This window comes from Corynebacterium sp. CQ3829_602738 (assembly GCF_054478435.1).
Genome location: NZ_CM137003.1, coordinates 1,630,556 through 1,643,467 on the forward strand (window position 1 = coordinate 1,630,556; position 12,912 = coordinate 1,643,467).

Annotated in this window: 10 protein-coding genes; 5 read left to right on the plus strand and 5 right to left on the minus strand. The window is 66.5% G+C overall.

Annotated features, from left to right (window positions below; genetic code table 11):
* The first annotated feature begins 7 nt into the window (after positions 1-7).
* A complete protein-coding gene (treY, locus tag ACX1NL_RS07880; protein ID WP_458897815.1) occupies positions 8-2,365 on the plus strand; it encodes a malto-oligosyltrehalose synthase in 2,358 nt (785 codons plus the stop codon).
* Between the two features lie 14 nt (positions 2,366-2,379).
* Positions 2,380-3,417, plus strand: coding sequence for a GTP pyrophosphokinase (locus ACX1NL_RS07885; RefSeq protein WP_458897816.1), 1,038 nt, complete (start codon positions 2,380-2,382; stop codon positions 3,415-3,417).
* A gap of 1 nt (position 3,418) precedes the next feature.
* On the opposite strand, the gene ACX1NL_RS07890 is transcribed toward ACX1NL_RS07885, so the two are convergent.
* Genes ACX1NL_RS07890 through ilvA form a run of 4 tightly spaced genes read right to left on the minus strand, consistent with a single transcriptional unit; the run spans position 3,419 to position 6,000 of the window.
* Positions 3,419-3,787 carry an RNA-binding S4 domain-containing protein gene (locus ACX1NL_RS07890; RefSeq protein WP_181889609.1) on the minus strand — a complete coding sequence of 123 codons (369 nt, stop codon included), beginning with the start codon at positions 3,785-3,787 and terminating at the stop codon, positions 3,419-3,421.
* Between the two features lie 16 nt (positions 3,788-3,803).
* Positions 3,804-4,037: a hypothetical protein gene (locus ACX1NL_RS07895; protein ID WP_181888708.1), complete on the minus strand. Its 234-nt coding sequence runs from the start codon at positions 4,035-4,037 to the stop codon at positions 3,804-3,806.
* A 19-nt stretch (positions 4,038-4,056) separates the two neighbouring features.
* A complete protein-coding gene (locus ACX1NL_RS07900; protein ID WP_458897817.1) occupies positions 4,057-4,698 on the minus strand; it encodes a YigZ family protein in 642 nt (213 codons plus the stop codon).
* The gene (gene ilvA, locus ACX1NL_RS07905) at positions 4,699-6,000 is read right to left on the minus strand and encodes a threonine ammonia-lyase IlvA (RefSeq protein ID WP_458897818.1); all 1,302 of its coding nucleotides are present in this window, start codon (positions 5,998-6,000) and stop codon (positions 4,699-4,701) included.
* A gap of 126 nt (positions 6,001-6,126) precedes the next feature.
* Here ilvA and ACX1NL_RS07910 point away from each other — a divergent pair, with 126 nt between their 5' ends.
* The 3 genes from ACX1NL_RS07910 to ACX1NL_RS07920 all read left to right on the plus strand — a co-directional run bounded on the left by ACX1NL_RS07910 (position 6,127) and on the right by ACX1NL_RS07920 (position 9,232).
* Positions 6,127-7,977, plus strand: coding sequence for a choice-of-anchor I family protein (locus tag ACX1NL_RS07910; RefSeq protein ID WP_458897819.1), 1,851 nt, complete (start codon positions 6,127-6,129; stop codon positions 7,975-7,977).
* Positions 7,978-8,131: 154 nt separating this feature from the next.
* Positions 8,132-8,689, plus strand: a complete 558-nt coding sequence (locus tag ACX1NL_RS07915) for a hypothetical protein (RefSeq protein WP_448237596.1) — start codon at positions 8,132-8,134, stop codon at positions 8,687-8,689.
* Between the two features lie 36 nt (positions 8,690-8,725).
* Positions 8,726-9,232, plus strand: a complete 507-nt coding sequence (locus ACX1NL_RS07920) for a hypothetical protein (RefSeq protein WP_181888713.1) — start codon at positions 8,726-8,728, stop codon at positions 9,230-9,232.
* Positions 9,233-9,305: 73 nt separating this feature from the next.
* Here ACX1NL_RS07920 and dnaE read toward each other — a convergent pair whose 3' ends face one another.
* Positions 9,306-12,866: a DNA polymerase III subunit alpha gene (gene dnaE / locus ACX1NL_RS07925; protein WP_458897820.1), complete on the minus strand. Its 3,561-nt coding sequence runs from the start codon at positions 12,864-12,866 to the stop codon at positions 9,306-9,308.
* Positions 12,867-12,912: the final 46 nt, after the last annotated feature.

A 12,912-nucleotide genomic window follows, 5' to 3' on the forward strand; every position in this document is an offset into this window, starting at 1 on the left:
GTGGGGCGTGAAGCGCCCGATCACCTCCACGTACCGCCTGCAGCTGCGCGGCCCGCACGCCGATCCACACGGCCGCGAATTCGGCTTTGCCCAGGCCGCCGAGCTCGTGCCCTACCTGGCCGAGCTCGGGGTGTCGCACCTGTACCTCTCCCCGATCTTCGCCTCCGCGCCGGAGTCGAACCACAACTACGACGTAGTCGACCCGACCGTGGTCAACCCCGAGCTCGGCGGCATTGACGGGCTGCGCCTGCTCGCCCGCGCCGCCCACGACGCCGGGCTGGGTCTGGTGGTGGACATCGTGCCCAACCACCTCGGCGTGGAGGTGCCGCGGCGCAACCGGTGGTGGTGGGACGTGCTGAAACACGGCCGGGCCTCGGACTTCGCGCACTTCTTCGACATCGACTGGGCCGATGACAACGGCGCGGGCGGCAAGATCGCGCTGCCGGTCCTCGGCGCACCAAGCGACACGGATGCGCTGAAGCTGGAACACATCGACGGCGAGGACGTGCTCACCTACTACGACCACGTCTTCCCGCTCGCCCCCGGCAGCTACGCGGGGCTTTCCGACGACCCTGCCGCCGTGCACGCGAGGCAGCACTACCGGTTGGTGTTCTGGCGCGACGGCATCATCACCTACCGCCGCTTCTTCTCCATCAACGGCCTGGCAGGCGTGCGACAGGAGGACGAGGACGTCTTCAACGCCACTCACGCCTGCCTTAAGGAACTTGTGGGCGAGGGGCTTATCGACGGCGTCCGCGTCGACCACCCCGACGGCCTGACCGACCCGTTCGGCTACCTCACTCGTCTGCGCGAGCTCATCGGCCAGGACACCTGGCTGATCGTGGAGAAGATCCTCGCCGCGGACGAGCCCCTGGACCCGCGGCTGAACATCCACGGCACCACCGGCTACGACGCGCTACGCGAGTTCGACGGCGTCTTCGTCGATGCCGGCGCGGCGGACACACTCGGCTCGCTGGCGCGAAAATACTCGGGCTGCACCTGGGACGCCGACGATGTGGAGGCGGCCGAGTGGGAGCTCAAAGCCCGCATCGCCGAGGAGAAACTCGCCGCGGAGGTGCGCAGGCTCGCCCGCGCCGTACGCCGCGACAGCCGCGCAGATACCGATCTCGCCGAACTCACCGAGGTGCTAGTGGCGCTGGTGTCGCGCATGCCGGTCTACCGCGCCGACTACCGCTCCCTGTCGCGGGTCACCGCAACACTCATCGCGCAACTGGCAGAACTCGGGCACAACCCGGCCGCGCTGGACACGGTCGCCGCAGCGCTCGCCGCCCGCGGCGAGGCCGCCCACCGCTTCGCCCAGGTCTGCGGCGCGGTGATGGCCAAGGGCGTGGAGGACACCCTGTTCTACCGCGCGTGCCGCCTGGTGGCGCTGCAGGAAGTCGGCGGCGCGCCGGGGCGTGCCGGGGTGAGCCAGGCCGAGTTCCACCTGCTGCAGGAGGAGCGTGCCTCGCTGTGGCCGCGCACCATGACCGCGTTGACCACCCACGACACCAAGCGCAGCGAGGACACCCGCGCCCGCATGCTCGAGATCGCGGAGCTGCCCGACGAGTTCGCCCGACTGGTCCGCGACGTGTTCGCGCTGACCCCGCCGCCGGACGAGGCCACCGGGTACTTCCTCATCCAGAACATCCTCGGTGCCTGGCCGCGAGACGGCCGCGCAACCCAAGCATTCACCCAGCGCCTGAAGGCCTACGCCGTCAAGGCCGCGCGCGAGGCGGACCGGTTGACCAGCTGGTACGACAACGACGAAGCGTTCGAGGCCGAGCTGACAGGCTGGGTCGCCCGCCTCACCGACGGCCCCGCCACAGCCCTGCTCGCCGACTTCGCCCGCGAACTCGACCGCGGCGGTGTGGCCGTCTCCCTCGGCCGCAAACTCCTGCAGCTCGTCGGCCCCGGCATCCCGGACATCTACCAGGGCACCGAATTCCTCGACTTCTCGCTGGTGGACCCGGACAACCGCCGCTTCGTCGACTACCAGGCGCTTGGTGCTGGTGAGGGGGCACCGGAGGACGTCGATAAGCAGCGCATTGTGCGCGCCGCCATGCACCTGCGACGCGAGCGCCCGCAGCTCTTCCTCGAAGGCGGCTACCGCGCGATCTTCGCCGCCGGTCCCGCGCGCGAGCATGCGGTGGGCATGGTGCGCACACTTGACGACGCACCACAGGTCATCGCCGTAGCCACCCGCACCCCACTCGCCTTAGAGCGCGCCGGCGGCTGGCGCGGCACCACCCTCACACTACCCGAGGGCACCTGGACGGACCGGCTGACCGGGCGGGAATACTCCGGCACGGTGGAAATGGCGCAGCTGTGCGCCGAACTGCCCGCAGTGCTTCTGACCATGTAAGCTAACCCGCCGTTATGAGCACAGCAAAGCCCGCGAAGCCCCGGAACAAGGCGATGGACGACACCATCGCCCGCCTCGGGTCGACCTACTTTGCCTGGATGCGCGAACACGAGGACGCCGCGACGACGTTTAGGCACGCACTGCACGAACTCATGCGCGACGCCGGCATCAACTTCGACCGCGTGGACGCGCGCGTGAAGTCCTGGACCTCGCTGAAGGAAAAGGCGCGCAAGACGCGCGACGACGGCGAAATGGTCTACCCCGACCCGTGGCACGACATCAAGGACATCATCGGCGCGCGCATCACGGTGCTGCACTCCACCGAAATCCCGGCCGTGCAGCGCCTGCTCGCGGACCAGTTCGAGGTGCTGCGCAGCGTGGACAAGGCCGAAGAAACGCGCGTGGCCGGCGGCTTCGGCTACGGCTCGCACCACATGATCGTGCGCGTCCAGGAGCAGTCCGAGGGGCTGGAAGACTACGTCGGCCAGGTCTTCGAGGTGCAGATCCGCACCGTGCTGCAGCACGCCTGGGCCGAGTTCGAGCACGACATCCGCTACAAGCGCGCCACCGAGAACTTGGACCCGCAGGTGGACCGCGCCTTCACGCTGGCGGCCGGCCTGATAGAGCTTGCAGACCAGCAGTTCGACCAGATCGCCGCACTCGCCAACCCGGAGGATCCGGCCGACAAGGTCAACGCCGAGGTGGACGCGGAGATCTCGCCGGAGACCCTGCCGGGCATCCTCACCGTCCTGTTGGGCAACCAGTTCCCGCTTTCGCGCGCCGGCGACTACCGCTTCTGCACCGAACTTCTGCGCGCCCACGGCATGGAGCACGTCTCCGACGTCGCGGAGCTGACCAACCCGGCGGACATCGAGGCGATCTCGAACTCGCTGTCCTACCCCTTCGTGCCGGGCCAGGTGCGCATTGTCGACGACCTGCTGCTCAACCGCTACGGCACCGAGCACATCGAGCGCACCTGGGACGCAGGCAACCGCCCGCAGGTGCGGCGCAAGCGCCTGACCAGCCGCTTGGGTCTGCTGCGCGGCGAGTAGGTCAGCTGCGCCGACCCATCAGCCGGTCGATCTCGCGGCGCTCCTTCTTCGTCGGCCTGCCGGTGCCGCGGTCGCGCACCGGCGGGGCGGCGAACAGCTCGCGCGGCGGGGGCGGCGGCGAGTGGTCGATGTAGCAGGAACGGGCAACGGGCGCGCCGACGCGCTTGCTCACCGTCGCGGCCACCTCGAGGATGTACTCGCGGTGGTCCTTCCACACGCGCACCGTCTCCCCCGGCACGACCTGCTGGGCGGGCTTGACGGCCTTGCCGTCGATTTTCACGTGCCCGGCGCGCACCGCGTCCGCGGCTTGGCTGCGGGTTTTGAAGATGCGCACGGCCCACAGCCAGGCGTCGATGCGCACCGCCGCCATGGTTGGCTGAGTCAAGCTAGTACTGGTCCTTGTGGTTGACGATCCGCTGGACCTTGTTCCAGTTGGTGAACCCGCCGGCGACAGCCACAACCAGGCCGAGGAACAGGAACGTCCAGGAGCTGAAGATAAGGCCGAACGCGATGCCTCCGGCCACGCCGCCGCCGGCCCACAGGACGGCGTTGCGGGAGTACTGGCGCACGGCGGCCTTGCGCTGTGCGATCGGGTCATTGGGGCGCGGCTGCATCGTCATGGGCACTAAGTGTAGCGCCTTACGCGCCGCGTTCGACCCAGCGGTAGCCGGCCTCTTTCATCTCGGCGCCGCCGTGGGTGACGGCGGCGAGCAGCGCGTCCACACGCTCGCGCTCCCCCGGTGCGAACGCCAGGGTGTAGGCGGCAGCGCGTCCGTATTCCACGTCCACTACGTCGATGCCCGCGGTGCGCAGCTCCGACTCGATGCGCCCTGCTTCGGCGTGCGGGAAGTCCACGGTGCCCAGCTCGCGGACCTCGCGCGTGACGCGGGTGACCTGCTCGAGCGTGTCGGCCACGGATTCGGTGTAGGCGCTGACCAGCCCGCCGGTGCCGAGCTTGATGCCGCCGAAGTAGCGGATCGCAACCGCCACCACGTCTTGCATGCCGGAGCCTTTGAGCACCTCCAGCATGGGTTTGCCGGCGGTGCCGGAGGGCTCGCCGTCGTCGGAGGAGCGCTCGATGGGCTGCGCGCCGTCTTGGTGCACGATGAACGCGGAGCAGTGGTGGCGCGCGTCAGGGTACTCCTCGTGCGCGGAGGCGATCACCGCGCGCGCTTCTTCTTCAGTGGTCGCGCGGGCGACCCAACCGATGAAGCGGGAGCGCTTCACCTCGAACTCGTGGGTGACAAGTTCCGCCGCGGGGCGTACGTACGACTGCTCCATCTAGCCCGCCACGATGTAGTCGTACTCCGGTGTGCCCGGCTCCAGGCGGCGGCAACCGATCGGTGAATCCTCCATGCGCTCAAGCAGCGGGCCTAAGTCCTCGGCGTGGGCGAGCTCGATGCCGACGAGCGCGGCGCCGGTTTCTCGGTTGTTCTTTTTCAGGTACTCGAACAACACAATGTCGTCTTCCTCGCCCAGGATGTCGTTGAGGAAGTGGCGCAGCTGGCCGGCCTCCTGCGGGAAGTTGACCAAGAAGTAGTGGCGCAGCCCCCGGTGCACCAGGGAGCGCTCCATCACCTCGGCGTAGCGCAGCACGTCGTTGTTGCCGCCGGAGATGATGCACACCACGGTCGAGCCGGGCGCCAGCTCCCCCAGCCCCAGGCCGGCCACGGACAGCGCGCCGGCGGGCTCGGCGATGATGCCTTCGTTTTGGTACAGCCCGAGCATCTCCGTGCACACGGCACCCTCGTCCGCGGTGTAGAGCTCGGTGGCGTCGCGATGCGCGTTGAAGACCTGCCACGGGATCTCGCCGATGCGCTTGACGGCGGCACCGTCGACGAACGGGTCGATGGCCTCCAAGGTGACGGGCTCGCCGGCCTCGCGCGCTGCGCCTAACGACGCCGCGCCCTTCGGCTCGACCCCGACCACCTTTGTCGCCGGGGACATATCCGCCAGGTAGGACAGCACGCCGGAGATGAGCCCGCCGCCGCCCACCGGCACCAGCACCGTATCCAGTTCTTTGCCCAGGCTGGCCAGCTGCGCCACGATCTCGGCGGCGACGGTGCCTTGGCCGACCACGGTGTCGCGGGAGTCGAACGGCTCAATCACTGTCGCACCGCGTGCCGCGGCGTCCTCGCGGGCGGCCTGCGCGGCCTCGTCGAAAGTGTTGCCCGTGACCACGAGCTCGATGGCGTCGCCGCCGTGGACGCGGATGCGGTCGCGCTTCTGCTTCGGGGTGGGCTTGGGCACGAAGATCTTGCCCTGGATGCCCATCGCGCGGCAGGCGTAGGCCACGCCCTGGGCGTGGTTGCCTGCGGACGCCGCCACGACACCGGCGGCGCGGGCCTCTTCGCCCAGCCGGGAGATGCCGTAGTAGGCGCCGCGGATCTTGTAGGAACGCACGTCCTGCAGGTCCTCGCGCTTGAGGTAGACCTCCACGCCGTACTGTTCCGACAGGCGCGGGCAGTACTGCAACGGGGTCGGCGAAATCACCGATGAGATCCGGCCCTGCGCGAACCGGATATCTGCTGCGTGGACTTCCTCGAAGGCGGAGTCGGACGTGTTCGGTGTGGCTGTGCGCATGGTTAGCGAGTCTACAACTGCCCCGCTCGTTCACTCCCCCTTCACCTCGCCGTAACTTCGTACCCACCTTCAGGCTGTACACAAGAACGCGTACTCGTTTTTGCAGCATCCCCGAAAGGTCCACCCATGTCTGGAAACCGTATGTCCCGCACCGGCCTCGCCGCCGCGTGCGCTACTGCACTTACTCTCGGCCTTGTCTCCCCGGCAACCGCCGCCGTTGTTGCGGAGCCGGTGAAGGACCTTGCCGACGGCGCAACCGCCGACATCTCGGTGCTGGGGTCCTACGGTGCTGGCGCGTTTGATGAGTCCGCCGCCGAAATCGTCGCCTTCCACGCCGACTCCAAGCGCATCCTCACCGTCAACGCGCTGTCCGGCAAGATCGACGTCCTCGACGCGGCAGACCCCGCCAAGCCCACCAAGGTCGGCGAGATCTCCGGCGGCGAGAACACCACCATCAACTCCGTCGCAGTGCGTAACGACGGCCTCGCGGTCGCCGCCGTCGAGCCGGAGAACAAAACCGACGCTGGCGAGCTGATCTTCTTCGACGCCGGCGCCGACGAGCCCGGCACCGTGCTCGGCCGCGTGGGCGTCGGCGCCCTGCCGGACATGGTGACCATCACCCCGGAGGGCGACTACGCGCTGGTGGCGAACGAGGGCGAGCCCGCTGAGGATTACTCGGTTGATCCGGAGGGCAGCGTATCCGTCGTAAAGCTTCCTGCTTCTGTTGAGGCCGCAACGCAGGCCGACGTGCGCACCGCAGACTTCCGCGCCTTCGAGGGCACCCTGGCGGACAAGGGCGTGCACATCTACGGCCAGGTGGGCGCCTCCACCACGGAGGCGCAGAACCTCGAGCCGGAGTACATCGCCGTCGCAGGCGGCAAGGCGTACGTGACACTGCAGGAGAACAACGCCGTCGCCGTGGTGGACATCGCGTCTGCCACCGTCGAAGATGTGTGGCCGCTGGGCTACACCGACCGCCGCGAGGTGCCGATGGACATCTCCGACAAGGACGGCAAGATCAACATCCGCACCGCGCCGGTCAAGGGCATCCTGCAGCCGGACTCCATCGGCGCCTACGAGGTCGACGGCACCACCTACCTGGTCACGGCCAACGAGGGCGACGCGCGCGACTGGGAGGCCTACTCCGAGGAAGAGCGCATCAAGAAGCTGGGCGGCAAGAAGCTGGCCCCGATCTGCGAGGGCTACGCGGGCATGACCGCCGGCGAGATCGAGGAATTCCAGGCCGACGAGAACGCTGGTCGGCTGAAGATCACCACCGCGTTCGGCCTGAACGAGGAGAAGAACTGCTACGAAGACCTCTACACCTACGGCGGCCGCAGCTTCTCCATCTTCACCGCCGACGGCACGCGCGTGTTCGACTCCGGCGCCGAGTTCGAGGAGCTCACCGCGAAGCTTCTGCCGGAATACTTCAACACCAACCACACGGAAAACGAGCTCGAGTCCCGCTCCGATGACAAGGGCCCAGAGCCGGAGGGCGTCACGCTCGGCGAGATCAACGGCCGCACCTACGCCTTCATCGGCTTCGAGCGCCTCGGCGGCGTGATGGTCTACGACATCACCGACCCGGCGAAGCCGGCCTACACCGCCTACATCAACAACCGGGACTTCTCCATCAACATGGAAAAGCTCGCCGAAGAGGGCGACGACGCCGTGAAGGCCGGTCTGGAGAAGGTCGGTGACTTGGGCGCCGAAGGCCTCACCTTCGTCCCGGCGAAGGATTCCCCGAACGGCGAGAACCTTCTCATCGTGGGCAACGAGGTCTCCGGCACTACCACCGTGTTCCAGGTGGACTCTCTCATTGAGGCACCGGCCGAGCCCACCCAGCCGGGCAACGACGGCGCTGGCAGCTCCCTTTCCAAGGGCGGTGTGATTGCCATCGCACTTGCTGCCGTGGCCCTTGTCATGGGCGCACTCGGCGCACTGGGCAACGTTGTGAACTCGATGTTTGCCAAGTAAACCCAAAGCGGCGGCCGACTGTTGTCCATGAAATTAACGCCGCCGCTTCACTACATTTTTAACGATAAACCTGCTAGGTTCATCGGGGTGTCATGTCGGGCACAGCGCCCACATCGACTGTTTTGGATCTTCTACGAGGAGAATTAGAGAACATATGAAGCGTATTTCCACCGCAGCCGTGGCTGCCGCTACCGCCCTGTCCCTGGCCACCGTCCCGGCGATGGCTCAGGAGAACACCGCAGCTGCAACCACCACCACTCCGGCTGCAACCACCACCACTCCGGCTGCAACCACCACTCCGTCCCAGCCGTCTGAGACCACCACTCCGGCAACCACCCAGCCGTCTCAGCCGACGACCACCACCCCGGCTACCGAGACCACCACGCCGGCTACCACCCAGCCGTCCCAGCCGTCCCAGCCGTCTGAGACCACCACCCCGGCAACCACCCAGCCGTCTCAGCCGACGACTACCACCACGAAGCCGCAGCAGAACCAGCAGAAGAGCTCCGGCTCCTCCCAGGGCACCCTGGTCGGCATCTTCTCCGGCACCCTCGGTGCCGTGCTGACCACCTCGTTGATCGTGTTCTCCGACCCGCGTGGCGCGAACAAGATCATCGACATGGTCAACGCTCAGTTCGGTCTGGGTCTGCCGCACCTGCACACCCCGAAGGTTGAGCTGCCCAACTTCCAGCTCCCGAACCTCCCCTTCTAGCCAATCCGCTCTCTTTCGCCTGAGGAAGGTCAATCAATGAAGTCCCGTTTCGTAGCCGCGTCTTTCGCGGCAACCGCAATCGCAGCCGGCTCCCTCGCGGGGGCCGCAGCCGCCGCCGAAGCTGATACTTCGACGACGACCACGTCCACCACTGCCGAGCCGTCCACCACGGCTACGCAGGATTCCAAGATGACTACCACGGCGCCCACTACGACCAACGAGCCGGCCCCCACCAAGAAGACTCCGGCAGTGGTTGAGCCGTCCGGCACTGCCACTACCCCGGCTACTACCACTACGCCGGCCACCACGACGGCTACCACCGAGCCGACCGGAACCAACGTCCTGACCAATACCACGACGCCGACCTACACCCCGCCGGCATGGCTGCAGCCGTCCTCCTACGAGGAGCAGGCGCTCGAAGTGATCGGTAAGATCTCTCTCTGGGTCACTGCACTCGCAGCGGCGATCAGCTCCCTGATGGTGGTTGTGGGCGCAGTCCCAGGCTTGAAGGAGAACCTCAAGCAGCTGACGGGCAAGAAGTAAGAGCCTGTAGCACAAACGCGAAGCCCGCCCGGTTTTACACCGGACGGGCTTTCCGTTTGCCTAGCACCAGGTGCTAGCCCAAGATCCCGGCTCCCAGTGTCGCCTTCAAATCGCCCATCAAGCTGGCAGAGCGGTTCACGCGCAGGTGGTCGCCCAGAATCATCAGTTGGCTGTGCTCGCCGTTGACCAGATTCAGGTAGACGTCGGAGTCGCCGGCGTTGTTCACCAGCACGCCCTTGAGCTTCGCGATGTTTTCCGCCGTGCACTGGTCCGTGCGCATGGTCAGGCGCAGCGGCAGGCCCGCACCGTTGCCGGGGCCGAGCTCGGGCACCTTCACGTCGTCGCCGAACAGGCTCATGCGGTCGTCGCGGATAGACACGTGCGCCTTGACCAGGATGATGTTGTCCTCCACAATCTGCGGCGCAACCAGTGCGTACACCTTGTTAAACAGCAGGACATCCACCTGGGCGCCGTGGTGGTCCTCAATGGTCACGATGGCCCACGGCGAGCCGTCCTTCTTAGAGAAGCGGCGGTCCACGGAGGAGATCAGCCCGCCGATGGTCACCTCCGCCCCGTTGCGCATTTCGCCGGAGAGGATGGTGGTCAGCTGGGTATCCGTCTGCGCGTCGATGGCCTCCTCGAAGCCGTCGAGCGGGTGGCCAGAGACGTACAGGCCGAGCATCTCGCGCTCCAGTGCGAGCTTGTGCTTTCGGTCCCATTCGTCGTCAGGCACCTCGATGGTGAACGCGGAATTGTCAGCGCCGTCTTCCCCGCCAAAACCGGCGAAGAGGTCGAACTGCCCCTTGTCCGCCGCTTTCTTCGTGGCAAGGACGGAATCGACGGCGTCTTCCTGGATCAGCATGAGGCCCTTGCGCGGGTGTTCCAGCGAGTCAAACGCGCCGGCCTTGATCAGCGATTCTGTGATTCGCTTGTTGCAGGCCGCCAGCTCGATCTTGTCCAGGTAGTCGGAGAAGCTGGTGAAGGCTCCCTTTTCCTTTCTGGTCTTCTTGATGGACTCCACCACTTCCACGCCGACGTTGCGCACGGCGGCAAGCCCGTAGCGGATGTCTTCGCCGACAGCCATGAAGTTCTCTTCGGACTCGTTGATGTCCGGCTGTAGCACGCTGATCCCCAGGTGGCGGCAGTCCGACAGGTAGATCGCGGACTTGTCCTTCTTGTCGCCCACAGAGGTCAAAAGCGCAGCCATGTACTCGGCGGCGTAGTTCGCCTTCATGTAGGCCGTCCAGTAGGACACCAGCGCATAACCTGCGGCGTGGGACTTGTTGAACGCGTACGACGCGAACGGCTCGATGGTGCCCCACAGCGCGTCCACGGCCTCCTTGGAGTAGCCGTTGGAGAACATGCCGGCGGAGAACGTCTCGTACTCCTTCGCCAGCACCTCCGGCTTCTTCTTACCCATGGCCTTGCGGAAGCCGTCTGCTTGGCCGGCCGTGTAGTTCGCCACCTTCTGCGAGATGTTCATGATCTGCTCTTGGTAGACGATCAGGCCGTAGGTTTCGTCCAGGATCTCCTTGAGCGGCTCTTCCAGCTCCGGGTGGATCGGCGTGATCGGCTTGCGCCCGTTTTTGCGGTCCGCGTAATCCCAGTGGGCGTTCACACCCATCGGGCCCGGGCGGTACAACGCCAGCGACGCGACAATATCGTTGAACCCTGTCGGCTTCATGCGCTTGAGCAGCTCTTGCATGCCGCCCGAGTCCAGCTGGAACACGCCCAGGGTGTCGCCGCGCGAGAGCAGCTCGTAGACTGCCTGGTCGTCGGTGTCCAACGCCTCGAGGTCGATGGTTTCGCCGCGGTTCTTCTTCACGTTCTCCAGCGCGTCGCCGAGCACGGTGAGGTTGCGCAGGCCCAGGAAGTCCATCTTCAGCAGGCCGATGGCCTCGCACGCCGGGTAGTCCCAGCCGGTGATGATCGCCCCGTCGGCCGGGCGCTTCCACATCGGGATGTGCTCCATCAGCGGCACCGACGCCATAATCACCGCGCACGCGTGCACGCCCGCCTGGCGCACCACGCCCTCGAGACCGCGCGCCGTCTCATAAATCTTGGCCACGTCCGGATCCGTCTCAATCAGCGAGCGGACCTCCGCGGCCTCGGTGTAGCGCTCGTGCTCCGGGTCGGTGATGCCGGACAGCGGAATGTCCTTCGCCATGATCGCCGGCGGCAGCGCGCCGTTGATGCGGTCCGCCATCTGGAAGCCGGGCTGGCCGAAGTTCACCTTCGCCGAGTCCTTAATCGCCTGCTTCGTCTTCACCGTGCCGAAGGTAATCACCTGGGCGATCTTGTCCTCGCCCCAGCGCTCGGCGGCGTATGTGATCATCTCGCCGCGGCGGCGGTCGTCGAAGTCGATATCGATATCCGGCGCGGACGGGCGCTCCGGGTTCAAGAATCGCTCGAAGAGCAGGCCGTGCTCCATCGGGTCAATGTTGGTGATCGTCAGCGCGTACGCAACCAGGGAACCTGCCGCGGAACCACGGCCCGGTCCGACGCGGATGCCGATCTCGCGGGCGTGCTTAATCAGCTCCGCCACGATGAGGAAGTAGGACGGGTAGCCCTTCATGTCGATGACGTCGATCTCGTAGCTCGCGCGCGTGAGGTACTCCTCCGACACCTCTCCCCCGTCGAAGCGATCCTCCAGCCCGCGCTGGACTTCCTCGCGCAGCCACGTGGTCGGCGTGTGTCCCTCCGGCACGTCCGCGATCGGCATGCGGTCGTGCGGGTGCTCCTCCCACAGCTCGCCGTAGTCGCCAACGCGCTCCGCGATCCACAAGGTGTTGTCGCAGCCGTCCGGCACCGTGGAATCCCACAGCTCGCGCATCTGCTCCGCGGACTTGATGTAGTAGCCGGTGCCGTCGAACTTGAAGCGGTCCGGGTCAAGCAAGGTCTTACCGGTCTGCACACACAGCATCGCCTCGTGCGCCGGCGCCTGGGACTCGAGCACGTAGTGGCAGTCGTTGGTCACCAGCGGCGGCAGATCCAGCGCCTGGCCGATGCGCAGCAGGTCCTCGCGCACGCGCCGCTCAATGTGCAGGCCGTGGTCCATCAGCTCCAGGAAGTAGTTGTCCTTGCCGTAGATGTCCTGCCACATCGCCGCGGCCTCCAGCGCCGCGTCGTATTGGCCCAGGCGCAGGCGCGTCTGCACGTCGCCCGACGGGCAGCCCGTGGTGGCGATGATGCCATCCGCGTGCTCTGCGATCAGCTCCGCGTCCATGCGCGGCCACTTACCCAGCTGCCCCTCGTAGGACGCCAACGACGACAACTTGAACAGGTTGCGCAGACCCGTCGCGTTTTCCGCCAGCATCGTCTGGTGCAAGTACGCGCCGGACGCGGAAACGTCGTCACGCTTCTGGTCCGGGGTGCCCCACAGCACGCGCTTCTTGTTGAAGCGGGACTCCGGGGCCATGTAGGCCTCGATGCCGATGATCGGCTTAACCCCGGCGTCCACCATGCGGCGGTAAAACGCGTTCGAGCCGAACATGTTGCCGTGGTCGGTCATGCCCACCGCGGGCATGCCCTGGCGCACCACCTCTTCGGCGAGCATGTCCACCTTCGCCATGCCGTCCAGCATGGAAAATTCGGTGTGGTTATGCAGGTGCACGAAGGAGGATTTTTTGGCCATGCGGCTCATCTTAGACGGCGCGCCGACACGCGCGAATCCCCTCGAA

What these genes read in the sequence shown, in the direction of transcription:
- ACX1NL_RS07885 (WP_458897816.1), top strand. Translation starts at nt 2,380, where the DNA reads ATGAGCACAGCAAAGCCCGCGAAGCCCCGGAACAAGGCGATGGACGAC.
- ACX1NL_RS07910 (WP_458897819.1), top strand. Translation starts at nt 6,127, where the DNA reads ATGTCTGGAAACCGTATGTCCCGCACCGGCCTCGCCGCCGCGTGCGCT.
- ACX1NL_RS07900 (WP_458897817.1), bottom strand. Translation starts at nt 4,698, where the DNA reads ATGGAGCAGTCGTACGTACGCCCCGCGGCGGAACTTGTCACCCACGAG.
- ilvA (WP_458897818.1), bottom strand. Translation starts at nt 6,000, where the DNA reads ATGCGCACAGCCACACCGAACACGTCCGACTCCGCCTTCGAGGAAGTC.
- ACX1NL_RS07890 (WP_181889609.1), bottom strand. Translation starts at nt 3,787, where the DNA reads ATGGCGGCGGTGCGCATCGACGCCTGGCTGTGGGCCGTGCGCATCTTC.
- ACX1NL_RS07895 (WP_181888708.1), bottom strand. Translation starts at nt 4,037, where the DNA reads ATGACGATGCAGCCGCGCCCCAATGACCCGATCGCACAGCGCAAGGCC.
- ACX1NL_RS07920 (WP_181888713.1), top strand. Translation starts at nt 8,726, where the DNA reads ATGAAGTCCCGTTTCGTAGCCGCGTCTTTCGCGGCAACCGCAATCGCA.
- ACX1NL_RS07915 (WP_448237596.1), top strand. Translation starts at nt 8,132, where the DNA reads ATGAAGCGTATTTCCACCGCAGCCGTGGCTGCCGCTACCGCCCTGTCC.
- dnaE (WP_458897820.1), bottom strand. Translation starts at nt 12,866, where the DNA reads ATGGCCAAAAAATCCTCCTTCGTGCACCTGCATAACCACACCGAATTT.